Origin of the sequence: Sinomonas sp. P10A9, from assembly GCF_041022165.1 — a bacterium.
Lineage (GTDB): Bacteria > Actinomycetota > Actinomycetes > Actinomycetales > Micrococcaceae > Sinomonas > Sinomonas puerhi.
Window position 1 is genome coordinate 2,877,495 of record NZ_CP163302.1, and the last position, 24,276, is coordinate 2,901,770.

A 24,276-nucleotide genomic window follows, 5' to 3' on the forward strand; every position below is an offset into this window, starting at 1 on the left:
GGTCAGCCCCAGTGCGGGGGCCTCTGCTCCTTGAGCCAGCGGTCGCGTTCGTCCCCGCGCCCGCCTTCCTTGGTCGGCTCGGCAGCCCCGTGCACCTGCGGAGCCTCGGGTTCGTCGGCAGCGGCGGGTCCGGTCCCGGGTACTGTGGCACGACGTGGGCCGCGCAGGCGACGCACCTCGCCGTCGCCTTCCTCGGAGGTCACCCCCGATGCTCCATCCGGACCATCCGCACTCTGGCCAGCGGCTGCCCCCGCGGAATCGGCTCGGCCGGGGGCCCCGGGGCCATCAGGGCGTCCCGCACCCCCACCTTGAGCACCCCCTGCGGCGATTCCGCTTGGCACGCTTGCGGTTGGCGCAGGGCCTTGCCCGTCGCGCGCGTTCTCAGCATGATCCGACGTGGACCTCATCGCTTCGTCTTCGCTCCTTGGCGCGTCCTCTTCACCCGACCCGGACCGCGGGCCAGCGTCGCTCCTGGGCCGTGCGCCCGCGTCGTCGGCCGGCCGGTTTCCCTCGTCAACCGGCCAGAACGCCGGCGCACCCGTGAGGAAGCCGGCCGGGCCGCCGTCCTCGGCGTGGGTCTCGAGCCCCAGTTCAGTCGCGATCATCTCGGCACAGCCGCTCGGGTCGGTGAATACCTCGATCGTCCACAGGGTGAAGTGCTTCCAGCCGCGGCGCTCGAACCGCTCAGCGCGCTGACGGGTGCGCTCACGCACGCTCAGGCGCCGATAGCGCTCCGTTCCATCGGACTCGACGGCGATGGGAGCGGTGGGCTCGTGGTCGTCCCGGCCGATCGTGAGCAGTGGGTCGATGGCCGCGGCCATGTCGACCGCACCGTCGTAGTGATGCCAGACCCGTGCGCCCCGGGACGCCAGCCGCTCCCCGAGGTCCGTGACCAGCGGATCCGCGCCGAGCGCCTCGGCGCTCGCGGCCGCACGTGTGGCCGGACTACCGAGATGGCTGTTGCCCGAAAGCTCCCTGTCGAGCAGCTCGTAGAAGTCCGAGGCGCCCTCGCTCAGGCGTGTGACGTCGAGCTCGGAGGGCTGAAAGCAGCTCAGAACATGCAGGCTCTGCCTTGCACGGCTCATCGCGAGCGCGAAGCGCCGCCGGCCACCTGGTTCGCTCAGTGGGCCGAAGTTGTGCATCGCCCTTCCATGCGGGGTCCTGCCGAAGCCGAGCGAGAAGATGACGTGATCGCGGACAAGTCCACCCGCGCGGTCGATGTGGACCACCCGGAAGGGCTCCTCGCCCCCGCTGAAGAAGCTCGCCACCTCGGGATGGTTGGCCATCTGGAGACGGATGGCCTCGCCGACCCGCGCTGCATGGTGTGCACTCGCGGTGACCACGGCGAGCGAGACCTCGGGACGGTGCTGCGCGTGGTCGAAGACGAGGTCTACTACCCGGTTGACCTCCGCCGCCACGGACTCCACACCGCCGTCCTCCCCGCTGGGAAGCCCCGTGCCGTCGGCGAGGTACTCGAGCAGGAATGGCCGGTCGAGCCCGGTGACGCTCGCGCCGTCGGGCAGTCCCCGCAGGCTGCCTGCGTAGAACCGCCGGCTCAGCTGGAGATCGAGGTCCTCGTCCACCGAGCGGTACGTGGTGCGCAGGCGCACCGACGGCAGGACCCGCGAGAGCGACACGAGCGCGCTGTCGACCTCGGCCACGGGCGACTGGCCGGGCTGGGACTCGACGCAGACGGAGAACGGTCTGGGGTTGGCGACCTGGGGATCGCCGAAGGCGATGATCTGGTCGGCCCTGGCGATGGCGGGGAGGGCCGCGCGCAGAGGCATGGAATCGGCGTCGAGGATGAGGACGGCGTCGCACCTCCGATCGTGCGGAAGGGCCGCCGTAAGCGCGTACGGGCTGCACGTCCACACGGGGACGAGCGGGCGGATGAGCCGCGGGCACTGCCGTTCAAGCGCGCTCAGGCTGATGCGGCCGTCCTTGAGCAGCGCGCGGAGGGACTCGGCCTCGCGCGCGTGGCGCTCGATGGCCTCGGACCATTCCCGCGCCAGGCGCCATCGGAGGCGCACGGCGCCACTGGCGATATGGGCGCGGTCGGCGCGCACGAACTCCGACTCCGCCTGCCGCAGCTGCTCGCCATCGGACATCGCGAGGTAGTCATCGCCGCTGATCATCGCCTCAAGCACCGACTGCCACCAAGCCAGCTCGAGCTCGGACGCCACCACCGCGGCAGGCGCCTCGCGCTCGGTGAGGTCGCTGAGCAGGTCTCCGAGTCCGCGCTCACTGAGCTCGTCCTCGAGGAGGGTCCGCTCGGGCAGCGACCGGAGGGTCGGAGAGTCCTCGGCGAGCGCATCGAGACGGGAGGTCAGCTCGTTGACGTCGGAATCGAGAAGCCTGCCGCCGAGCGCCGTGGGTGCAAGGGTCGTGCCGAGCCGCCTGAGGCCCCGCTCGACCGAGAGATAGGCTTCCCTGAGCTCCGCGAGCCCGGAGGGGACGGACGGGTGGCGCTGGGACACGGCGCACGTAGCCCACACCTCGCGCTGGGACTGGACGAGGGCGAGCGCGCTGTGCAGGTCGGCAAGGTGAACGCCGGGGCGGACGTACTCCTTGGCCACCCGCCGGAGCCGCGAGCGCTGGATCGCCGTGACCTCGATCCCCCGTTCCCGGCGCCACGCGGCAGGGGCCGTCGCCGCAATGAGATCGGTGACGGGCCGGTCGAAGATGTCCGGGGTGAAATTGTCCAGACTCTCGCGCACGGCGACGAGAAGCTCGAGCTGGCGGCCCCAGCCGGCCACGGTTCGCTCGAGCCGGATCGCGGCGTGCTCCGCCACCGCCCTCATGCGTTCCTCGAGCGCCGGGACCTCGGTTGCCAGTCGGGCAGCGAGCTCGCGGGCATCGTCGGTCTCGCGGCGCGTGACGAGCCGGGCACCGTGCCAAGGGCTCTCCGAGGCCGCACGGCTGAAGCTGCCGAGTTCGGCCGTCCGCCGGAGGCGCTCGCTCAGTTCGGCCCGGTCCCTGATGCTGTCCAGGACGCTCCGCTTGAGCCGGACGGTCGTTGCCGGCGCAGGATGGAGCGACGTGAGAGCGGCGAGGGACTGCATCGCCTCGTAGGGCGAGCAACCCCAGCGCTCGCGTACGTTGTGCAGGGACTCTACATGGTCGATGAGCTGGTGGCGTCGCTCCCGAAGGACGCGGTACATCCCAGCCAGGTGGGGTTCGTGGGATTTCTCGTTGCGGACGATCGCGCGCACCACCTGCTGGCGGAGCTGGCCCGGGCTCAGCGTCGCGCCGAGCTGCAGGACGAGCGAGCCGAGGCCGAGCGCGTCGCATTCCCGGTGCAGCTCTGCGAGGCTCGCCCTTCGCTCGGCGATGACGAGCACGGAACGGCCCGAGTCCACGAGGGTCGCAAGTGCATTGACGGCGGTCTGCGTCTGCCCGGTTCCGGGCGGTGCCTCAACCACGAGCGAGTCGCCGGCGCGGACGGCGTCGATGACGAGCTGCTGGTCCGCGTCCGCGTCGAGGACCAGGAATTCGTCCTCAGGGTCCCGCGCGTCGAGCTCAGGGAAACGGGACTCATCCAGGGGCTCCGGGGCCACGTGCACCGATCCGGACGTGGAGGCGAGGGCGGCAAGGATGGGATGGACCGCGGTGATCGAAGGATCCTCGAGACTCTCCTCGAGGTCGGCGAAGGTCGAGACGAGGAGCCTCGATTCCACCTCTGCTCCCGCGATCGGGGCGACGAGCATGCGGATGCGCTCGAGCACCGGCTGCGGATCGAGGCGCGCGGTGCTGTATGCCAGGCGCTCGATGGCGGGTGCATCGACGTCGATGCGGTGGACGGTACGGAGGTGCCGCACGAGAGCGGGATTGACCTTGGCCTGTTCCGTGAGCTTGAGCTCGAAGTCGTCCTGCTCGGGCCGTACGGTGAGCGCGATGGCGGTCAGGAGCACGGGCGCACTGATGCGGCGTGGCTTCCCGCCCACCGCCGAGGTCCAGGTGGCGAGCCCGGCGGCGAGATGGCCGGCGTCGACTCCGCGCTCGTTGGCGAGCTCATGCGATTTGGACCGGAGATTCCTGGCCGCCCGCGCGGCCCGCGTGTAATCCTGCCGGTCCCGCAGGAGCGTAGAGAGGCGTGTCCTCCGGCCCGCGAGGAGCTGGGCGAGGCCCGAGGCATGGGCCCGGGTCAGGTCGATGCTTCCGTCCGGGCCCGGGAAATAGGCGAGCATTGTGTCGGGACCGGTGACTCCGGGCAGGGCAGAGAGCCACGCCTCGAGACGGGCTTCCTCCTCGGGGGACGGTGTCTCGGGCACGTCTGGGATCTCCTCAGCAGCGGCAAGTGCGCTGGCTCGTTTGCCTGTGGACCATCTCGGCATACCTTCGAGGTTAGCGCGTCCTCCGGGGTTGACCGTGGAGTGCAACGCTGCAGGCCGCCAAATCGGCGAAGGCCGGCGTCCCAGAGGGACGCCGGCCTTCGCCTCGCGGAGCAGCCTCGAGGGCTACTCCCACTCGATCGTTCCCGGCGGCTTGCTCGTGACGTCGAGGACAACGCGGTTGACGCCGTCGACCTCGTTGGTGATGCGATTGGAGATCCTGGCCAGCAGATCGAACGGCAGGCGCGACCAGTCCGCGGTCATCGCATCCTCGCTCGACACCGGACGGAGCACGATCGGGTGCCCGTAGGTACGGCCGTCACCCTGGACGCCGACGCTGCGGACGTCTGCAAGGAGCACCACCGGCATCTGCCACACGTCGTTGTCGAGACCCGCGGTAGTCAGTTCGGCTCGGCCGATGGCGTCGGCCTTGCGGAGGAGGTCGAGCCGCTCGGCCGTCACCTCGCCGACGATGCGGATACCCAGGCCTGGACCCGGGAACGGCTGACGCGCGACGATCTCCTCGGGGAGGCCGAGCTGACGCCCGACTGCACGGACCTCGTCCTTGAACAGTGCGCGGAGGGGCTCGACGAGCTCGAAGCGGAGATCCTCCGGGAGGCCGCCGACGTTGTGGTGGCTCTTGATGTTCGCCGCGCCCTCGCCGCCGCCGGACTCGACGACGTCCGGATACAGCGTCCCCTGGACGAGGAACTTGATCTGTTCGCCGGCGGCGTGCGCCTGCTCGACGATGGCCCGCTCGGCCTCCTCGAACGCGCGGATGAACTCGCGGCCGATGATCTTGCGCTTCTGCTCCGGGTCGGTGACGCCGGCGAGCGCACCGAGGAAACGCTCCTGCTCGTTCGCAACGTACAGGTTGACCCCGGTCGCGGCGACGAAGTCCCGTTCGACCTGCTCGGCCTCTCCCTCGCGGAGCAGTCCGTGGTCAACGAAAACGCACGTGAGCTGGTCCCCGACGGCGCGCTGCACGAGGGCAGCAGCCACGGCGGAGTCGACCCCTCCCGAGAGGCCGCAGATCACCCGGGCGTCCCCGATCTGGGCGCGGATCCGGTCTACCTGCTCCTCGAGGATGTTGCCCGTGGTCCAGTTCGGCTCGAGGCCGGCCACGGTGAACAGGAAGTTCTCGAGGACCTTCTGGCCGAAGTCCGAGTGCTTGACTTCGGGATGCCACTGCACACCGCCGAGGGCCTTGGCCTCGTTCACGAACGCCGCGACCGGTGCGCCCGCCGTCGTCGCGAGGACCTCGAAGCCCTCCGGAGCCGCCTGGACGGAATCGCCATGGCTCATCCAGGTGTTCTGGGTGGCCGGGATGCCTGCGAGCAGGGAGTGCGGCTCGCCAATCGCAGTGGCCACCGTTGCGCCATACTCGCGCAGGCCCGTGCGGGCCACGCTCCCCCCGAGCGCGTTGGCCATCGCCTGGAAGCCATAGCAGATGCCGAAGACGGGAACGCCCGCCTCGAACAGGTCCGGGCCGACGCTTGGCGCACCCTCGGCGTAGACGCTCGAGGGTCCGCCGGAGAGGATGATGGCGGCGGGGTTCTTGGCCAGGATCTGCTCAGTGGTCAGGGTATGCGGGACGATCTCCGAATACACCTTGGCCTCGCGCACGCGGCGGGCGATGAGCTGCGCGTACTGGGCCCCGTAGTCCACCACCAGCACCGGCCTTTGCACCGTCTGGGCGTTGGGCGCCTGGGCCGGTTCTGCCGAGGATTGGGAAGCTGTAGTCACGCCCTCAAGGGTACCGGACCGGCCCGCGCCGGCCCGCGGGCAGTGGCGGCCGTCTCAGTAGCGCTGGCCGGCCTCGGGATGGGACTCGAGCTCGCGCTCGGCCTCGGCGTGCATGCGCCGCTCCACGAAGAAGCTCAGGAACGGCACGACTCCGCCGAGCGCCATGAGGATGAACCTCGTGAACGGCCAGCGCATGAGCGACCAGACGCGGAAGTTCGAGATCAGATAGATCACGTACATCCACCCGTGCACGATGAGGATCGTGATCGATACGTTGGCGCCGCCTACCACGCCGGCCGGCTCAGCATCGGCGAAGCCGAACCCGAAGGACTTGCCGGTGAACGCGTCCGACCCGCCCGCGTAGAGGAACTGCCCGAACGCGTAGCGGGCGATCATCTCCGCGCAGAGCAGGAGGAGCATGGTGCCCGTGACGTAGGCCGCGACGCGGTAGAACTTCAGGGCCGAGCGAATCTGGGCAACAGTGCCGCCGAAGCGGCGCTGACCCGTGGTGCGGCCCGCTGCGGGCTTGGGATCGATCACGGTGTTCCTCCGGTTTCGGACGATGCCTTGCTGGCATCCGGGGTGGTCTGTTCGCGGGCCGCGGCGTCGGCCAGCTCGTCCTGGGTCCGCTCGTAGTCGTCGCGCACGAGCCGCCACCACAGGAAGATGGAGAAGCCGGCGAAGACGACCCACTCGACCGCGTAGAAGATGTTGAGCCAGTTGACCGGCTGCTCGAGCGGCTGGGCCGCAATCGAGAGCGGCTCAAGGCCAGCGGCTGCGGGGACCGGTGTTCCAGCGGGCGAGGCCTGCGCGGTGACGCTGACGAATCCCGCATAGCTGGGAACGTCCCACACGTTGATGAGCTGCGCCACCGAGACGGAGGCGATCTGGCCAGGGGCGAGGTCGTGCTCTGCCTTGGGTGCCTCGGACGGCAGGAGCCGGCCCGTGAGCGTGAGGGCGCCGGACGGCGGGGGGCTGGCCTGTCCGGGCGAGGCGATCCATCCGCGGGCCACGGGGATCACGGTGCCGCGCTCACCGCCCACGGCGGGCGCGCCGTCGACCGTGAAGGCAGTGACGACCCACCAGCCCGTGCGGCCGTCCTGGAGGCGGTCTCTGACCAGGACCTGCCTCGACGCGTCATAGCGGCCCGAGACCGTGACCATCTGATCCGCTGCGGGAGCGGTGAAGACCTCACCGGGGCGCAGGACGTCGCCGAGCGGCTTGACCTGTTCGATCGTCCGGGTGACGGGCGGCGCCTCGGAGACCGAGCGCGAGAACTGCCACTGGCTCAAGGCAACAAAGACCCATGACACGACGAGCGCTCCGATGAGCGCCGCGATCCACTGGGGCTTGAGGGCAGTTCGGAGCACCTGTTAACGGTACTCCGACAACCTGTAGAAAACGTAAATAGCGCCCTGCCGGCAGGCCCGGCGCGCGGGCACCCCGGGGACTACGGGTCGGCGAAGACGAGCGACGAGTTGATGAGTTCGGCGATGATGTCGGGATCGTTGGCCCGCCGCAGGGAGTCCCGGAAGCCCTGCTTGGAGAGCGAACGCGCCATCGTGGCGAGGACCTCGAGATGCTCGGAGAACGACGAAGCAGGCGTCGCGATGAGCAAGATCACATAGGCGGGCCCGTCCATGGCGCCGAAATCGAGCGCGTGGCCGTACTTCGTGACCCCCACGGCGATCGACGGCTTGGCCACATGCTCGCTGCGCGCATGCGGGAGCCCGATTCCCCCTGGGAGACCGGTGGCGAGCTGGTGCTCGCGTGCTGCGACGTCAGCGAGGAAGGCATCGAGGTCGTCGATCCGTCCCTCGGCGTACATTCGTCCTGCGAGCTGCCGAGTCGCGTCGGCCCGGTCGATGGCCACCATCTCGAGGATGACGAGGCCCGGGGTCGCCAGCTGGGCGTCGTAGCGGTCAAACGATCCGGGCAGAGGCATGCAGGCTACTTTACCGGGACAATGTCGTCGGCTCCCATGCGCGCGGCCTCGGCCGACTCGTCGTCCGGCTGCTGCTGGCTCAGCCGCTCGGCCTCGACGCGGGCGAGGTAGTGCGCCACCTCGGTGTCGCGCTGGGTTTGGCTCCAACCCAGCAGCGGGGCCATGAGGTCCGCGACGACCGGCGCGGCGGACACGCCACGGTCCCATGCCTCGATCGAGATGCGGGTACGCCGCGTCAGCACGTCCTCGATGTGCCGGGCACCCTCGTGGGTCGTCGCGTAGACCGCCTCGGCCTGCAGGTAGTCGTCCGCTCCCGGGAGCGGCTCGCCGAGTTCGGGACGCTCACTGACCAGATCGAGCACCTCGCCGGTGAGCGAGCCGAACCGGTGCAGGAGGTGCTCTACCCGGGCCACGTGGACACCGGCCTGCTCCGCGAGGCGGTGCCGGCGGTTCCAGACCGCCCGGTAGCCGTCTGCCCCCACGAGCGGGATCCGGTCCGTGCACGAGGCAGGGACCTTCTCGTCCAAGGTGCGGGTGGCCTCATCGACTGCGTCCTTCGCCATGACGCGGTAGGTCGTGAACTTGCCGCCGGCGATCAGGACGAGCCCCGGGACGGGATGCGCGACGACGTGTTCCCGGCTGAGCTTGGTCGTGGATTCGCTCTCGCCGGCGAGCAGCGGCCGGAGTCCCGCATAGACGCCCTCGACGTCCTCGCGGGTGAGCGGCCGTTTGAGGATCTTGTTGACGTGCCCGAGGATGTAGTCGATGTCGGTGCTGGAGGCCGCGGGGTGTGCCTTTTCGAGCCTCCAGTCGGTGTCCGTGGTGCCGATGATCCAGTGCCGGCCCCAGGGGATGACGAAGAGGACGGATTTCTCCGTGCGGAGGATGAGCCCGACCGTGGACTGGAACCGGTCCCGAGGAACCACGAGGTGGACGCCCTTGGACGCGCGGACCTTGAGCTGGCCCCGGTCCGTGACCATGCCCTGGGTCTCGTCGGTCCACACGCCGGTCGCGTTGATGACCTGCTTCGCGCGCACGTTGAATTCGGAGCCATCCTCCTGGTTCTTCACGCGCGCGCCCACGACGCGCTCGCCCTCGCGGAGGAAGTCGACCACCGCAACACGGTTCGCAGCGTGCGCCCCGTACTGCGCCGCGGTGCGGACGAGCGTTGCGACCATGCGGGCGTCGTCGACCTGCCCGTCGTAGTACCGGATCGAGCCGATCATGGCGTCCTCGCGCAGGCTCGGTGCAGCCCGGAGTGTGCCGCGCCGGAACAGGTGCTTGTGGATCGGCAGACCCGTTCCGTGGCCGTTCGTGAGGCCGAGCGTGTCGTACAGGACCATGCCGGCGCCCACGTACGGCCGTTCCCAGAACCGCCGCGTGAGGGGGTACAGGAAAGGGACCGGGTGCACGAGATGCGGTGCGATCCTCTGGAGCAGGAGTCCGCGCTCCTGGAGCGCCTCCTGGACCAGTCCGAAGTCCAGCATCTCAAGGTAGCGCAGGCCGCCATGGATCAGCTTGGACGAGCGGGACGACGTTCCCGACGCCCAGTCGCGGGTCTCGACGATCCCCACCTCGAGCCCCCGGGTCACCGCGTCGAGCGCGGACCCGGCGCCCACGACGCCGCCGCCCACGATCAGGACGTCGAGTTCGCGGCCAGGCTGGGTGCTCTCCCTGAGCCTCGCGAGTGAGGCCTCGCGGTAGTCCGGGCTGAGCTTTGCTGTCATGGTCCGATGCCCCTCTGCCTCGATGAAGCCCTGACGAAGAATCACGCCTACACGAGAGTCTAGGCGGGCCGGGCAAGCCGCGCCGGGCGCGGCCGGGTCAGCGCTGGTAGGGAGAGACGACCACGTCGACGCGCTGGAATTCCTTCAGGTCGGAGTAGCCGGAGGTGGCCATGGCGCGCCGGAGCATCCCCAGGAGGTTGCTCGTGCCGTCGGCGTGGTGGCCGGGGCCGAAGAGGACCTCCTCCATCGGGCCCACGGTCCCGACGTTGACGCGCTCGCCGCGCGGCGTCTCGGAATGGTGGGCCTCCGCACCCCAGTGCCATCCGTGGCCGGGAGCCTCCTCGGCGCGGGCCAGGGCCGAGCCGAGCATGACGGCGTCGGCGCCCATCGCGATCGCCTTGACGATGTCGCCCGAGGTGCCCATGCCGCCGTCGGCAATCACATGCACGTACCGGCCGCCCGACTCGTCCATGTAGTCGCGCCGGGCCGCGGCGACATCGCTGATGGCCGAGGCGAGCGGAGAGTGGATTCCGAGCGCGCGGCGGGTGGTCGTCGTCGCGCCGCCCCCGAAGCCGACCAGCACGCCCGCGGCGCCCGTGCGCATGAGGTGCAGTGCGGGGGTGTAGCCGGCGGCGCCGCCCACGATCACCGGAACATCGAGCTCATAGATGAACTTCTTGAGGTTCAGGGGCTCCTGGTTCTTGGAGACGTGCTCTGCGGAGACGGTGGTGCCGCGGATCACGAAGAGGTCGACGCCGGCCGCGAGCACCGTCTTGTAGTGCTGGACCGTGCCCGACGGCGTGAGCGCGCCCGCGACCGTGACACCCGACTCGCGGATCTGGGCCAGTCGTGCGGTGATGAGCTCGGGCTGGACGGGCGCCGCGTAGATCTCCTGGAGGTGGCGCGTGACGGTGGGGCTCGAGGGCTCGCCCGCCAGCCCCCGGATCTCGGCCAGGACGAGCTCCGGGTCCTCATAGCGGGTCCAGAGGCCCTCGAGGTCGAGGACGCCCAGGCCCCCGAGCCTGCCGAGCGTGATGGCGGCCGAGGGGGACATGACCGAGTCCATGGGCGCCGCGATCACGGGCATCCCGAAGTGGTACGCGTCGATCTGCCACGAGATGGAGACGTCCTGCGGGTCACGAGTGCGGCGGTTCGCCACGATCGCGATGTCATCCAGGGAATATGCGCGGCGTCCGCGCTTGCCGCGGCCGATCTCGATCTCGTAAGTCACGGCACCTACCTTAGTCGACAAGCAGGGCCCGGCCGCGCGCTCGATCGGCGCGCGGCCGGCGGCGCGGCTACCGGCGGTAGTTTGGCGCCTCGACCGTCATCATGATGTCGTGCGGGTGGCTCTCCTTGAGGCCTGCTGCCGTGATGCGCACGAACTTGCCCTTGGACCGGAGCTCGTCGATCGTGTGCGCGCCCACGTAGAACATGGTCTGGCGCAGGCCGCCGATGAGCTGGTGTGCAACTGCCGAGAGCGGCCCGCGGTACGGGACCTGGCCCTCGATGCCCTCGGGGATGAGCTTCTCGTCACTGGGCACGTCCGCCTGGAAGTAGCGGTCCTTCGAGTACGAGGTGTTCTTGCCGCGCGTCTGCATCGCGCCGAGCGAGCCCATGCCGCGGTAGGCCTTGAACTGCTTGCCGTTCATGAAGACGAGGTCGCCCGGCGCCTCGGCCGTGCCCGCGAGGAGCGACCCGAGCATGACGGAGTCGGCGCCGGCCACGATGGCCTTGCCGATGTCGCCCGAGTGCTGGAGGCCGCCGTCGGCGATGAGCGGAACACCCGCCGGGATCGACGCCTTGGAGGACTCGTAGATCGCGGTGATCTGCGGGACTCCGACGCCGGCCACGATGCGGGTCGTGCAGATCGAACCCGGGCCGACGCCAACCTTGATCGCGTCCGCGCCGGCATCGATGAGCGCCTGTGCGCCCTCCCGAGTGGCGGCCTGACCGCCGATCACGTCGACATGGGCCGCAGCCGGATCCTTCTTGAGGCGCGAGATCATGTCGAGCACGCCCTGCGAGTGGCCGTTGGCGGTGTCGACGACGAGGACGTCTACCCCGGCCTCGACGAGGGACATGGCCCGCTCGTAGCCGTCCCCGAAGAAGCCGACGGCCGCGCCCACGCGGAGCCGCCCGGCGTCGTCCTTCGTCGCGTTCGGGTACTGGTCCGCCTTCTCGAAGTCCTTGACGGTGATGAGGCCCTGGAGGATGCCCATCTCGTCCACGAGCGGCAGCTTCTCGATGCGGTGCTTGCCGAGGAGGCCGATGACCTCCTCGCGCGCCACGCCCACCTTGGCCGTGATCAGGGGCATCGGGGTCATGACTTCGTGGACCTTGCGGGAGGCGAACTGGTCCTGCGGGATGAAGCGCGTGTCGCGGTTGGTGATGATGCCCAGGAGCTTCCGGTTCCCGTCGACCACCGGCAGGCCCGAAACCCGGTAGTGGGCGCACAGGTCGTCGAGTTCCTGAAGCGTCGCGTCAGGGCCCACGGTCACGGGCTTGGTGATCATGCCGGACTCGCTGCGCTTGACCTGGTCGACCTGGTCCGCCTGATCCTGGATGGACAGGTTGCGGTGCAGGATCCCGATGCCGCCCTGCCTCGCCAGGCTGATCGCCATGCGGGCCTCGGTCACCGTGTCCATGGCGGCGGAGAGGATCGGCATGCCGAGGCGGATGCGGCGGGACAGGCGGGTCGAGGTGTCGGCCTCGGACGGGATGACGTCCGTGGGGCCGGGCAGGAGGAGCACGTCGTCATACGTGAGGCCGAGGAAACCGAACGGATCGTGCTGGGGGCTGGGGGTGGTCATGAGTGCTCCTTGGCGGTGTGCCGGGCGGGCATGTGCAGTGGATGCGCTGATGACCAGCCAGTGCTTACGGGACTGGTCCGCTGCGGTGTGGCTTCTATCCTAAACTTCCGCAGGGGCCCCCGGAATTCCGCGAACGGGCCCGGGTGATGAACCACACACCTCACCGGCCTGCGGCCAGCCCGCACATCAGATGAATCCGGCCGCGGTGAGCCGCTCCCCGAGTGCGGTCGACATCGACGCCGCGTACGTCCGGCTCAGGTGGTTGTTGTCCAGGAAGACGAACATGTTCCCGATCGCGCCGCGGCACACGCCAGCGGGGCAGATGAGATCCGTCATGTCGATCTGCGCGAACCGGTCGGTGTGCGCCGCGGCGAACGCGGCCAGCGGGTCCTCCGAAGCCAGGACCGAGGACTGAGCCGGCGTGCACTCCGCCGCGTCGGCGCCGTTGCGCACCACGCAGTCGGCCATGTTGAAGGTGAAGCGGGGGTTGTCGCGGATCGCGACGACGCTCGTCCCCTTCGCGGTCAGGGCCGCGACGGTGGCGTCCAGGCCGGGGGTCAGCGTCTCGGCGGACGACGACGCCGCGGCCACGGTGCCGACCATGAAGACCGATCCCGAAGGGTTGGCAGCGAGATAGGCCGCCACGGAAGCGTTGAACGAGTCGCAGTCGGCGTTGCCTGACGCCACGCCGGGGATGTACACACAGCCGCCCTTGAGCAGGGACACGACCCGCAGGCCGTGCTCCTCGGCCACGGGCTCGAGCGCCGCCATCCACTGTTCGGCGTGAGAGTCCCCCACGACCACGATGGTCTTGGCCTCGTTCGCCGCGATGGCGTTCATCGCGCAGGAGCCCGCGAGCGGTGTGGGCAGCTTGAGGTCCGACGAGCACGCCTTCGGCAGCGAGTACCAGTCGTTCGGGAGGTTCTGCGCCAGTGGGAGGAGGCTCGCCGTCGGTGAGGCCTGATCGGTGTAGCCCGGGTCGAGCGCCTCGGCTCCGGGATTGTCAACGGCGGCCCTCGCCTCGGCCTGTCCGGCGGTCGTCGTCACCGTGCCCTGGACGGCGGCGATCGGCACGAGCGCGACGGCGATGCACGCGGCGACTCCTGCGAACCCGTTGCGCACGCGGAGCTCGGGCCAGCGCCAGGCACGCCACGGCGCGTCGACGAACCGTGTGGTCAGGTACGCGAGGACGAGCGCGATAAGGATCGCCGCGCCCCCGAGGAGCCACCCAGCCCGGTCCCGTTCGCGCCAGGTGAGGGCAATGACGAGCACGGGCCAGTGCCAGAGGTACAGGCCGTAGGAGATGTCGCCCAGTCTGCGCAGCGGCTTCGAGGCCAGAAGGCGGTGCACGCCGAACCGACCGCCCTGCTGCGCCGCGAGGATCACGGCGGCCGCGGCCAGGGTGGGCCACAGGGCGACGGCCCCCGGGAACACGCCCTCGACGTCCAGGACGAGCCCGCACGCGACGATGGCCGCGAGGCCGCCCCAGCCCAGGACGAACGCCGTGCGCCGGCCAAGCCGCACGCGGTCAACCACGAGCGCGAGGAGGCTCCCTAGCGCGAACTCCCACACCCTGGCGGGCAGGGAGAAGTACGCCTGCTCCTGGTCAACCGCTGTGTACCAGACCGAGAACGCGAAGGATACGGCGAAGACCGCTGCGAAGCCCGAGGCGAGGACCTTCTGGTAGGCGAGGGGGCGGCCGCGCCGCAGTCTCGGTGCGAGCGCCCCGAACGCCACGAACAGGAGCGGGAAGAGGATGAAGATCTGGCCCTGGATCGAGAGGGACCAGAAATGCTGGAACGGGCTCGCGAGCGCGTGGTCCTGAGCGTAGTAGTCCACGGCATCCCGCTGGAGGACCCAGTTCTCGGCATACGTGAGCGAGGCGAAGCCCTCCTCGAGCACGGCCGACCAGCGCGTGGCCGGGAGGAACACGACCGCGGCGATCACCGTCCCCGCGATCGTCACCGCGGCGGCCGGGAGGAGCCGGCGGAACACATGCAGCCAGTGCCTGAGCAGGTGGGTGGGTTCGCCTCGCCGGTGGCGGGCCACGAACTGGCCGGTCATGAGGAACGCGGACACCATCAGGAAGACGTCGACTCCGCCGGAAACGCGCCCGAGCCACACGTGATACAGCACCACCAGCGCAACGCCGACGGCCCTCAGGCCCTGGATCTCCGGCCGGAAGACGCGACCCCTGCTTCCAGCCCTGTGTCCCTCGGCCACCACGCGCGCCCACTCCTCAGTCCCGGGCGCCCGACCGTGCTGGCCTTGACGCTCCCGCCCTCCATTCCCCCGTGCGAGCCTGTGCGTACGTTGTGAGGGACGTTGCCGCCCGATGTGAAGATGCCGCTGTGGCGGCCGGGACGCACGACGGCGGCCGCGCACCTTGTTCAGGTGCGCGGCCGCCGCTGTGGTCGCCTTGGGGAAGAAAGGCGATGCCGGGCCGTGGCTAGTGGCTGTGCCCTGCGTGCTGGTCGTCGTCGTCGGCCGGCTTGTCCACCACGAGGGTCTCCGTGGTCAGGACGAGCGCCGCGATCGAGGCCGCGTTGCGCAGTGCGGAACGGGTCACCTTGACCGGGTCGATGACGCCGGCCGCCAGAAGGTCCTCGTACTCGCCGGTCTTGGCGTTGAAGCCGTGGTTCACCTCGGCCTCGCTGACGCGCGCCACGACGACGTAGCCGTCGTGGCCCGCGTTCTGTGCAATCCAGCGGAGCGGCTGGACGAGCGCGCGGCGCACGATGCTGACGCCGACCACGGCGTCGCCCTCGAGTGCCTTGACGTTCTCGTCCTCCTCGAGGGCGCGCACTGCGTGGACGAGCGCGGAGCCGCCGCCCGCCACGATGCCCTCCTCGAGGGCAGCGCGGGTCGAGGACACGGCGTCCTCGATGCGGTGCTTCTTCTCCTTGAGCTCGACCTCAGTGGCCGCGCCGACCTTGATGACGCCGATGCCGCCCGCAAGCTTCGCGAGGCGCTCCTGGAGCTTCTCGCGGTCCCAGTCGGAGTCGGTGCGGGTCAGCTCGGCGCGCAGCTGCGCGACGCGGCCCTGGACGTCCTCGGACGTGCCCGCACCGTCGACGATGGTGGTGTTGTCCTTCGTGACGGTGATGCGGCGCGCGGTGCCGAGCTGTTCGAGGCCCACCTGGTCGAGGCTCAGTCCGACCTCGGGGGAGACAACCTGCGCGCCGGTGAGGGTCGCGATGTCCTGGAGCATGGCCTTGCGGCGGTCCCCGAAGCCCGGTGCCTTGACGGCGACGACGTTCAGCGTGCCGCGGATGCGGTTGACGATGAGGGTCGAGAGGGCTTCGCCGTCCACGTCCTCGGCGATGACGAAGAGCGGCTTGGACGCTGCGAGGACCTTCTCGAGCACCGGGAGGAACTCGGTGAGCGAGGAGATCTTGCCCTGGTGGATGAGGATGAGTGCGTCCTCGAGGACGGCCTCCTGGCGTTCCGCGTCGGTGACGAAGTACGGCGAGAGGTAGCCCTTGTCGAACTGCATGCCCTCGGTGAGCACGAGCTCGGTCTGGGTGGTCGAGGACTCCTCGATCGTGATGACGCCGTCCTGGCCGACCTTGTCGAAGGCCTCCGCGAGGAGGTCGCCGATCTCGTCGGACTGGGCCGAGATCGCGGCGACATTCGCCACGTCGCGGCCCGAAACCTTGCGGGCGTTCTCGCCAAGGCGGACTGCGACGGCCTCGACGGCCGCCTCGATGCCGCGCTTCACGTCGCCCGGGGCGGCACCCGCGGCAACGTTACGCAGGCCCTCCTTGACGAGCGCCTGGGCCAGAACGGTCGCCGTCGTCGTGCCGTCGCCGGCCACGTCGTTCGTCTTTGTCGCGACTTCCTTGGCGAGCTGGGCGCCGAGGTTCTCGAACGGGTCGTCGAGCTCAACCTCGCGGGCGATCGTGACGCCGTCGTTCGTGATGGTCGGCGCGCCCCACTTCTTGTCGAGGACCACGTTGCGGCCGCGGGGGCCGAGGGTGACCTTGACGGTGTCGGCGAGCTTGTCGACGCCGGCCTCGAGGGCCTTGCGCGCGGCGTCGTTGAATGCGAGCTGCTTAGCCATTCGCTACTCCTAAGGGTGTATCAAGCACAACACCCCGACCGCAGTGGGCGGCCGGGGCGCAGCGCAGGGGGCGTTACTTGACGACGATGGCGAGGACGTCGCGGGCCGAGAGCACGAGGTACTCGGTGCCGCCCGTCTTGACCTCGGTGCCGCCGTACTTGGAGTAGAGGACGACGTCGCCGACGGTGACGTCGATGGGGACGCGGTTGCCGTTGTCATCGACGCGGCCGGGACCGACAGCGACGACCTCGCCCTCCTGGGGCTTCTCCTTCGCGGTGTCCGGGATCACGAGGCCAGACGCGGTGGTCTGCTCGGCCTCGAGCGGCTTGACGACAATGCGATCCTCGAGGGGCTTGATGGAGACCGACACGGATCTCTCCTTTACATGAACGAATCACGGGCTGGGAGCCGGGCAAGCCACCGTCGTCGCGGGTGCCGGGAGCGTGCCTGACAGGTATTCGGGTTAGCACTCGATGATGCCGAGTGCTACCAGCGACTCTAGTAAGGCGGCTGGCACTCGGTCAAGGCGAGTGCCAATCAGCGCGGGTGGGACGATCCAGATGGTTGAGCGGAGCCGAAGCCCCTATTCGCCCGCAAGCTCGTCGTACCCGAGGTCTTCGCCGTCGTCGTCGGATGCGACACCGCGCGTGATGTACATGATCGCGACCGACGACACGAGCGCGACACCGCCCACGATGAGGCCGACGATCGCGGAGACCTTGGCGCCGACGAACTGGTCCCGCAGATTCTGCGCCTCGGGGGTGGCGTCGTCGATGCTCTTGCCGCCCACCGAGTACACGGTGGCATTGAAGGCGTCGAGGCCCATCACAACGAGCAGCAGCACAGCGGCGACGACTGTGATCACGATGCCGCCGATGAGCACGGAACGGGCGTAGGGGCGGAGACGGGCCGCCAGGCCAGCCTGCTCCGGACGTGCGGGGACAGGGTCGACGCTGGGGCTGGTCTCCATGTGCTCCAGCCTATCCAATGAGCGTGACCGGCGCGGCACACTACGCTGGATGGCATGGCCCAAGACAACACCGCCCCGGAACAGCTGGCCCCACTGCTGACTCCCGAGGGCTGGGCGCTCCTGAATTCGCTCGGCCCGTACCGCGAGGAGGATGCCCTCGCCCTGACCACGCGGATGCGCAAGGCCGGCCACTCCCCCGGGCTCGTTGCCGCTGTCCTCTCCCAAGCCCGCCTCCGCGTCCGCGCCGAGGGCAAGTTCGGAGAGTTCGCCGGCAGCATGCTGTTCACCCGGGCTGGGCTCGAGCAGGCGACGCGGCTCTCCGTCGCAGCGCGGCACGCCCGCCGCTTCGTCGATGCCGGCGTGCGGCACGTCGCGGATCTCGGCTGCGGTCTGGGCGCAGACGCGATGGCCATGGCCTCGTTGGACCTCGAGGTCACAGCCGTCGAGCTCGACGAGACCACTGCCGCCTGCGCGACCATGAACCTCATGCCGTTCCCGCACGCACGTGTGGTGCACGCGGATGCGCAGTCCGTGCCGCTCGACGGCGTCGACGGCGTCTGGCTCGACCCTGCACGCCGCGAGACGTCCACCTCGGGAACCACGCGGCTGTGGGATCCGGAGGCGTTCTCGCCGCCGCTGAGCTTCGTCGAGGGTCTTGCCCGGCGCGGCCTACCCGTGGGCGTCAAACTCGGTCCGGGAACTCCCCACGAATCCATCCCCGCCGGCTGCGAGGCGCAATGGGTCTCGGTGAATGGCGACGTCGCCGAGGTTGCCCTGTATTTCAACGCGCTGCGCCGTCCGAGCGTGCGGCGGGCGGCGCTCGTCCTCACACCCGATGGCGCGGCAGAGCTGGTCGCCGAAACCGATTTCGGCGGGGGTACCGAGCCTCGCATCGGCGCCCTCGGCGGGTTCCTCTATGAGCCTGACGGCGCGGTGATCCGGGCAGAGCTCGTCGCCGAGCTCGCGGAGCGCCTCGGCGGCCACCTCGTCGATCCGCACATCGCCTACATCTGCTCCCCGGAGCTGCTCTCCACACCGTTCGCCAAGGCCTACCGCGTGCTCGAGGTCCGGCCGTACAACGTCAAGGCCCTGCGCGCCTGGGTCCGCGAGGAAGCGATCGGCGTGCTCGACATCAAGAAGCGGGGCGCGTCGGTCACCCCAGAGGAACTGCGGAGGCTCCTGCTGTCCGGACAGCGCAAGGGCGCCTCGAAGCGCGCGACCCTCGTGCTCACCCGCATCGGGGACGAGAGGGTCGCCGCCGTCGTCGAACCCGTCTGACGGACAGGGGTCACGTCCCCACGATCCGGGGTCACGTCCCTACGATGCGGGATCACGTCCCTGAGGGGTCACATCCCCACGATGCGGGGTCACGTATCTGGCAGCGGCATCCAAGCCAGGAGGAAGGTGACCCGCATCCCCGCAAGCTGACCCCGCATCGCCGAGAGGTGACCCCGCATCTCACTGAGCGCGCATGAACTCCTCGGCGGCGCGCACCTGCTCGTCGCTCGGGCGCATGCCGGTGTAGAGGATGAACTGCTCGAGCGCCTGGATCGTCATGACCTCCGCGCCTGTGATGACGGCCTTCCCCGCGGCGCGGCCGGCCTTGATGAGCGGGGTCTCGGCGGGGAGTGCGACGACGTCGAAGACCAGCCGCGCGGCGTCGACCGCGGCCTGCGGGAAGGCGAGGGACTCGGCCTCCGGGCCGCCCGCCATGCCCACGGGGGTGACATTGACGAGGACGTCCGCCGTCGAATCCCCCAGCTCGGCCTGCCACTTGAACCCGTACAGGCTGGCGAGCGCCCGGCCGGCCTCCTCATTGCGGGCCACGACCGTCACCGCCCGGAACCCGGCGTCCCGGAACGCCGCCGCGGTGGCCTTGGCCATGCCGCCCGAGCCGCGCAGCAGGACGGACCACTGCGGGTCGAGTGAGTTGCGGGCAATGAGCTGGGCGATCGCGGTGTAGTCGGTGTTGTAGGCGGTGAGAACGCCGTTGTCATTGACGATCGTGTTGACCGAGTCGATCGCAGACGCGGAGGGATCCATCCGGTCCACCAGGGCGATGACGTCTTCCTTGTACGGCATCGACACGGCGCAGCCGCGTATGCCGAGCCCGCGCACGCCAGCGATCGCCTGGGCGAGGTCCGTCGGCGCGAATGCCTTGTAGATCCAATTCAGGCCGAGGGCCTCGTACAGGTAGTTGTGGAAGCGCGTCCCGTTGTTGCTCGGCCGGGCCGAGAGCGAGATGCACAGCGTCATGTCTTTGTTGAGGATCGGCACGGCACAAGGCTAGTGCCGCACCGCCCCCTCGCCCAGCTGGTCAGCCCTGGCGGGCCTTCATGCGCGGGCTCTTCTTGTTGATGACGAATGTCCGGCCGCGGCGGCGCACAACCTGCGCCCCGGGGACCTTCTTGAGAGCGCGCAGGGAATTGCGGACCTTCATGGTGCTCCTTCCAGTCTATTTATGAGAACCATTCCTAACAACAAGACCTCGCCCGGTCTCATTCCCAAGGTGTCCAATGGGACCATGCACAATCAGCCTCCGCCCCGGGTGGACATCGACGAGTTCTCCACGAACACGGCCCTCGTCGACGGGATCCGGCGCTTCGGGGCGAGCTGGTCGGCGGGCGAGCTGGCCGCGATCGGCCGGATCGTCGGCTCGGGCCCGTTCGCTCAGAACGCGCGGCTCGCCAACGAACACCCCCCTGTGCTCCACGCCCTCGACCGCTACGGCGAGCGTCTGGACGAGGTCGAGTACCACCCCGCCTACCACCACGTCATCTCCGACGCCGTCGCCTACGGCGCCCACACGTCCGCCTGGGCCGATCCGCGTCCCGGTGCGCACGTAGCCAGAGCGGGCGCCTTCATGCTGTTCGCGCAGGTCGAGCCCGGCCACGCGTGCCCGGTCTCGATGACCCACGCCGCCGTGCCCGCGCTGTCGCGGCAGCCCGACGTCGCACGCGTCTGGCTCCCCCGCCTCTACGGCGACGGCTACGAGCCCCGCCTGGTCCGGCCGTCGCAGAAGCCGGGCGCGCTCGTGGGAATGGCCATGACAGAACGCCAGGGCGGCTCCGACGTTCGGGCCAACACAACCTCGGCGCGGGACCTCGGCGACGGAACGGCCCTCATCACCGGGGCGAAGTGGTTCTGCTCGGCGCCGATGAGCGATGCCTTCCTGGTGCTCGCCCAGGAGGCTGACGGCCTCTCGTGCTTCCTCGTGCCACGCGTGACGGACGACGGCGTGCGGAACCCGTTCCGGCTCGTGCGCCTGAAGTCGAAGCTCGGAAACCGGGCCAATGCCTCCGCAGAGGTCGAGTTCGAGGACACTCTCGGATGGCGCATCGGCGAGCCGGGCCGAGGAGTCCGCGCCATCATCGAGATGGTCCATGAGACCCGCCTCGACTGCATCCTCGGCACGGCTGCAGGGATGCGCCAGGGCGTGGCTGAGGCCGTGTGGCACGCGCGGCACCGGAAGGCCTTCGGGCGGCTCCTCGTGGACCAGCCTGCGATGGCCACCGTCCTCGCCGACCTCGCGCTCGAGTACGAGGCGGCGGTGGCGCTCGGCCTGCGGCTCGCCGCAGCGGACGACGCCGTGTGGTCGCCCGGGGCGGACGGTGTGCAGCGCGCGCCGGGGGCATCGCGGGAGGGTGCGTTCGCCCGGATCGCGACGGCGATCGGCAAGTACTGGGTGTGCAAACGAGGACCGGCGCACGCCGCCGAGGCGCTCGAGTGCCTCGGCGGCAACGGCTACACCGAGGATTTCCCGCTCGCGATGCGGTACCGCGAGCAGCCGGTCATGGCGATCTGGGAGGGGTCCGGGAATGTGGTGGCGCTGGACGTGCTGCGCGCCCTCGCCCGCGAGCCGGAGTCCGCCGAGGCCCTCGGCGAGGAGCTTGAACGTCACCGCGGCGCCGACCCCGCCCTCGACGCCCACCTCGAGCGGGCCCTCGCGCTCATGGCCGACGCCGCGCGCGAGCCAGAGGAGGCCCAGGCCTGGGCGCGGCGGCTCGCAGAGACCCTCGCGCTCGCCCTGCAGGCGACGCTCCTGCTCGACGGAGAACCGTCCGTCGCGGAGGCGTTCATCGCGTCCAGACTCAGCGCCGGTCGCGGCCTGGGCTACGGGTGTCTCCCGGATTCGGCCCGTGTGGGCGCGATCCTGGAGAGGGCATAACCTCGCGGCCCCGTCGTGCGCCAGCGGCCGAGCCGTAAACTGGGACCACTTGTGCACGCAGCCGGTCCGCCGGCCTCATCCGGGGGTAGACACTGAAGATCGACTTTGCGCACTCCGAGCAGTCCACGGTAGGCCTCGAATGGGAGATGGCCCTCGTGGACAAGCACGGTGGCGAGCTCGTTCCCCTCGCCCCGGAGGTGCTCGACCGACTCGGCAGCGAGCGCCCCGAACTGTTCGGCAACATGCCCCGCATCCATCAGGAGTTGCTCCTCAACACGGTCGAGCTCGTGACCGGTGTGCACCACACCATTTCCGATGCCGTGGCCGATCTCGCCGAGTCGCTCGGGGCGGTGCGGAGCATTACGGACCGGATGGGAGTCGAGCTCTTCTCCGCGGGCAGCCACCCCTTCAGCCAGCCCCGCCTGCAGCCCGTGACCGACAAGGAACGGTACGCGAAGCTCATCGACCGCACCCAGTGGTGGGGGCGGCAGATGGTGATCTACGGAGTGCATGTGCATGTGGGCCTCGACCGCCAGGACAAGGCCATGCCTGTCCTCGACGCGCTCGTCAACTACTTCCCGCACTTCCAGGCACTCTCGGCATCGAGCCCTTTCTGGAGCGGCGAGGACACGGGCTACGCCTCCCAGCGCGCCCTCATGTTCCAGCAGCTGCCCACGGCCGGCCTGCCGTTCCAGTTCCCCGACTGGGCCGGATTCGAGCACTACGTCGATGACATGCTCAAGACCGGGGTGATCGACACGATCAGCGAGATCCGCTGGGACATCCGGCCCGTGCCGAGGCTCGGCACCGTGGAGATGCGCGTATGCGACGGCCTCTCGACCCTCGAGGAGATCGGCGCCATCGGCGCGCTGACCCAATGCCTCGTCGAAGAGGCATCCCGCATGCTCGACGCCGGTTACCCCATCCCGACCATGCCCCCTTGGCACGTCCAGGAGAACAAGTGGCGCGCCGCCCGCTATGGCCTCGACGCGATCATCATCCTCGACGCCGACGGCAACGAGAGGCTCGTCACCGAGCACCTTGCGGAGACGATGGACCGGCTGTCCCCGATCGCCGACGAGCTCGGATGCGCCGCAGAGCTGCGGGCGGTCGAGGGGATCATCCGGCGCGGCGCCGGGTACCAGCGCCAGCGCAGGGTCGCAGAGGCCCACGGCGGCGAGCTGCGCGCCGTCGTCCTGGAAGAGGCCCGCCTCATGCGCGAGGGCTACGCGCCAGCCAGCGCGTGAGCCGGCGCCGGTCCCCTACTCGCATCGTCCTCGTGGTGGCCGTTGTCGCGGTGGTGCTGGTCGCGACGTCCCACGCGCAGGTCGCCCTGTGGGTCGCTGCAGCCGGGGCCGTGTACGCAGGGGTTGAGGGCATCATCGCGTGGCGCTCCCGGCGCTGAGCCGCCGGGCGCTATTGTCGTGCCGCCAGGCACCATTCACGCGGTCAATCTGAGCATCCGGCGCTCATTCCAGCCCGAATTGTGCCTGACGGCACGCCTGACCACGTCGGACACCACCTCGCCGATCCACTCGCGCTCATGCATCACGTGCTCCCAGCTGAAACGCAGGACCACCCTCCCTGCCCTGACCAGCTCGTTGTACCGGGTGCAGTCGCGGTGGAGATCCTCGCGTCCGCCGTGCCATTCGTAGCTGTCAGCCTCGGCAACGACCTCCACTTGGACAGCCTCCACCTCCACCTGATGGGCCAGATCGACCCGGTAGTCGCCGCCGGCCGTGTGGATCACCACCTGCGGCTCCATCTCGACCCCGGCCTCGAGACACGCCGCTCGGAGCCCTGACTCGAAGGCATTTGCCGCACGGCCGTCCATGTACTTGAGCACCCTGCGCTGCGCAGCCTTGTTCCTCCCTACCCAGGTCACCGCGGCCGCCTCGAGCTCGGCACGCGAGGCCGCGCGCATCCGCAGCGCGGAATCGGCCACGGCCAGACCCTCAGCGAACGGGAGCATCGCCGCGCAGTCGAGCACGGTGCGCACGGGCGAGGTCGCCCGAACCTGCCCTCGACCCACCAGGTCCTCCGCGGGAAGGAACCGTCGATAGGTGGTCGTTCCCGCGAGTCGTCTGGAACGCCGACCGCGCGGGACCGCGAGTTCGATCGTGCGGGGCCGATGGAGCACCCCGAGGCCATGGGCGAGTGCCGCAGACCTCAGGTAGAGCGCGGCGCTGAGCTCAAGGGCAGCGTGCTCGGCCTCGTTGAGCCTCGCCAGTGCGTACACGCCCCGCACCGACCGCGCGACCTCGCCGGAGGCCACCGCGAGCGCCAGCTGCCGCTTGGTGAAGTGGGGGTTCAGCTCGTGCGTACGTGCACTTCCGCCCATGGCCGCCAGCACATCCGCAACGCTCTCCATGGGGCTATCGTGCCGTGGTTGAAGGCCTCACGGAGCCGTTTCGGTGTCCCTGTGGATAACCCGGTCCCGGCCCGAGGCCCAATTGGGTCCCGATCCGGTCCCGTCAGGCACAATTCGGGCGCAGATCTGCCCACCAGAGGCC

19 protein-coding genes are annotated in these 24,276 nt (G+C 69.7%); 4 read left to right on the top strand and 15 right to left on the bottom strand.

From position 1 onward, the window contains the following. Positions 1-2: 2 nt before the first annotated feature. The 12 genes from AB5L97_RS13150 to AB5L97_RS13205 all read right to left on the bottom strand — a co-directional run bounded on the left by AB5L97_RS13150 (position 3) and on the right by AB5L97_RS13205 (position 17,595). A complete protein-coding gene (locus tag AB5L97_RS13150; RefSeq protein WP_369044997.1) occupies positions 3-4,334 on the bottom strand; it encodes a DUF4011 domain-containing protein in 4,332 nt (1,443 codons plus the stop codon). Between the two features lie 123 nt (positions 4,335-4,457). Beyond that, a complete protein-coding gene (gene guaA, locus AB5L97_RS13155; protein ID WP_369047437.1) occupies positions 4,458-6,008 on the bottom strand; it encodes a glutamine-hydrolyzing GMP synthase in 1,551 nt (516 codons plus the stop codon). 123 nt (positions 6,009-6,131) lie between these two features. After that, positions 6,132-6,617, bottom strand: a complete 486-nt coding sequence (locus AB5L97_RS13160; RefSeq protein WP_369044998.1) for a DUF3817 domain-containing protein — start codon at positions 6,615-6,617, stop codon at positions 6,132-6,134. Further along, on the bottom strand, positions 6,614-7,447 hold the full coding sequence (locus tag AB5L97_RS13165; protein ID WP_369044999.1) for an SURF1 family protein: 834 nt from the start codon (positions 7,445-7,447) through the stop codon (positions 6,614-6,616). The genes AB5L97_RS13160 and AB5L97_RS13165 overlap by 4 nt, the downstream gene beginning before the upstream one ends. Positions 7,448-7,527: 80 nt before the next feature. Next, positions 7,528-8,022, bottom strand: coding sequence for a PTS sugar transporter subunit IIA (locus tag AB5L97_RS13170; RefSeq protein ID WP_307958035.1), 495 nt, complete (start codon positions 8,020-8,022; stop codon positions 7,528-7,530). 5 nt (positions 8,023-8,027) lie between these two features. Then, a complete protein-coding gene (locus AB5L97_RS13175; protein ID WP_369047438.1) occupies positions 8,028-9,749 on the bottom strand; it encodes a glycerol-3-phosphate dehydrogenase/oxidase in 1,722 nt (573 codons plus the stop codon). 97 nt (positions 9,750-9,846) lie between these two features. After that, positions 9,847-10,980, bottom strand: coding sequence for a GuaB3 family IMP dehydrogenase-related protein (locus AB5L97_RS13180; RefSeq protein ID WP_307958037.1), 1,134 nt, complete (start codon positions 10,978-10,980; stop codon positions 9,847-9,849). A gap of 67 nt (positions 10,981-11,047) precedes the next feature. Next, positions 11,048-12,562 (bottom strand): IMP dehydrogenase, encoded by a 1,515-nt coding sequence (gene guaB, locus AB5L97_RS13185; protein ID WP_307958038.1) that lies wholly within the window; start codon positions 12,560-12,562, stop codon positions 11,048-11,050. A gap of 186 nt (positions 12,563-12,748) precedes the next feature. Next, on the bottom strand, positions 12,749-14,788 hold the full coding sequence (locus AB5L97_RS13190) for an acyltransferase family protein (protein ID WP_369045000.1): 2,040 nt from the start codon (positions 14,786-14,788) through the stop codon (positions 12,749-12,751). 223 nt (positions 14,789-15,011) lie between these two features. After that, on the bottom strand, positions 15,012-16,625 hold the full coding sequence (groL, locus tag AB5L97_RS13195; protein ID WP_369045001.1) for a chaperonin GroEL: 1,614 nt from the start codon (positions 16,623-16,625) through the stop codon (positions 15,012-15,014). A 73-nt stretch (positions 16,626-16,698) separates the two neighbouring features. Then, positions 16,699-16,995: a co-chaperone GroES gene (gene groES, locus AB5L97_RS13200; RefSeq protein ID WP_307955752.1), complete on the bottom strand. Its 297-nt coding sequence runs from the start codon at positions 16,993-16,995 to the stop codon at positions 16,699-16,701. Between the two features lie 213 nt (positions 16,996-17,208). Next, the gene (locus AB5L97_RS13205) at positions 17,209-17,595 is read right to left on the bottom strand and encodes a hypothetical protein (protein ID WP_369045002.1); all 387 of its coding nucleotides are present in this window, start codon (positions 17,593-17,595) and stop codon (positions 17,209-17,211) included. Positions 17,596-17,649: 54 nt separating this feature from the next. Here AB5L97_RS13205 and AB5L97_RS13210 point away from each other — a divergent pair, with 54 nt between their 5' ends. Beyond that, positions 17,650-18,873, top strand: coding sequence for a class I SAM-dependent methyltransferase (locus AB5L97_RS13210; RefSeq protein ID WP_369045003.1), 1,224 nt, complete (start codon positions 17,650-17,652; stop codon positions 18,871-18,873). A 180-nt stretch (positions 18,874-19,053) separates the two neighbouring features. Here the strand turns inward: AB5L97_RS13210 and AB5L97_RS13215 are convergent, their stop codons facing one another. Beyond that, on the bottom strand, positions 19,054-19,872 hold the full coding sequence (locus AB5L97_RS13215) for a shikimate 5-dehydrogenase (protein WP_307955749.1): 819 nt from the start codon (positions 19,870-19,872) through the stop codon (positions 19,054-19,056). Positions 19,873-19,912: 40 nt separating this feature from the next. Further along, the gene (gene ykgO / locus AB5L97_RS13220) at positions 19,913-20,035 is read right to left on the bottom strand and encodes a type B 50S ribosomal protein L36 (RefSeq protein ID WP_307955748.1); all 123 of its coding nucleotides are present in this window, start codon (positions 20,033-20,035) and stop codon (positions 19,913-19,915) included. 84 nt (positions 20,036-20,119) lie between these two features. Here ykgO and AB5L97_RS13225 point away from each other — a divergent pair, with 84 nt between their 5' ends. From AB5L97_RS13225 to AB5L97_RS13235, 3 genes are all read left to right on the top strand, one after another. After that, positions 20,120-21,763: an acyl-CoA dehydrogenase family protein gene (locus AB5L97_RS13225; RefSeq protein WP_369045004.1), complete on the top strand. Its 1,644-nt coding sequence runs from the start codon at positions 20,120-20,122 to the stop codon at positions 21,761-21,763. 92 nt (positions 21,764-21,855) lie between these two features. Continuing rightward, on the top strand, positions 21,856-23,010 hold the full coding sequence (locus AB5L97_RS13230; protein WP_369047439.1) for a glutamate--cysteine ligase: 1,155 nt from the start codon (positions 21,856-21,858) through the stop codon (positions 23,008-23,010). 32 nt (positions 23,011-23,042) lie between these two features. After that, positions 23,043-23,168, top strand: coding sequence for a hypothetical protein (locus tag AB5L97_RS13235; protein ID WP_369045005.1), 126 nt, complete (start codon positions 23,043-23,045; stop codon positions 23,166-23,168). 36 nt (positions 23,169-23,204) lie between these two features. Here the strand turns inward: AB5L97_RS13235 and AB5L97_RS13240 are convergent, their stop codons facing one another. Further along, positions 23,205-24,134, bottom strand: a complete 930-nt coding sequence (locus AB5L97_RS13240; protein WP_369045006.1) for a type IV toxin-antitoxin system AbiEi family antitoxin — start codon at positions 24,132-24,134, stop codon at positions 23,205-23,207. Positions 24,135-24,276: the final 142 nt, after the last annotated feature.

Bases quoted from the DNA above. Each gene is read 5' to 3' on its own strand.
- AB5L97_RS13150 (WP_369044997.1), bottom strand. From the start codon at position 4,334: ATGCCGAGATGGTCCACAGGCAAACGAGCCAGCGCACTTGCCGCTGCT.
- AB5L97_RS13170 (WP_307958035.1), bottom strand. From the start codon at position 8,022: ATGCCTCTGCCCGGATCGTTTGACCGCTACGACGCCCAGCTGGCGACC.
- AB5L97_RS13175 (WP_369047438.1), bottom strand. From the start codon at position 9,749: ATGACAGCAAAGCTCAGCCCGGACTACCGCGAGGCCTCACTCGCGAGG.
- guaB (WP_307958038.1), bottom strand. From the start codon at position 12,562: ATGACCACCCCCAGCCCCCAGCACGATCCGTTCGGTTTCCTCGGCCTC.
- groL (WP_369045001.1), bottom strand. From the start codon at position 16,625: ATGGCTAAGCAGCTCGCATTCAACGACGCCGCGCGCAAGGCCCTCGAG.
- AB5L97_RS13205 (WP_369045002.1), bottom strand. From the start codon at position 17,595: ATGGAGACCAGCCCCAGCGTCGACCCTGTCCCCGCACGTCCGGAGCAG.
- AB5L97_RS13210 (WP_369045003.1), top strand. From the start codon at position 17,650: ATGGCCCAAGACAACACCGCCCCGGAACAGCTGGCCCCACTGCTGACT.
- ykgO (WP_307955748.1), bottom strand. From the start codon at position 20,035: ATGAAGGTCCGCAATTCCCTGCGCGCTCTCAAGAAGGTCCCCGGGGCG.
- AB5L97_RS13225 (WP_369045004.1), top strand. From the start codon at position 20,120: ATGCACAATCAGCCTCCGCCCCGGGTGGACATCGACGAGTTCTCCACG.
- AB5L97_RS13240 (WP_369045006.1), bottom strand. From the start codon at position 24,134: ATGGAGAGCGTTGCGGATGTGCTGGCGGCCATGGGCGGAAGTGCACGT.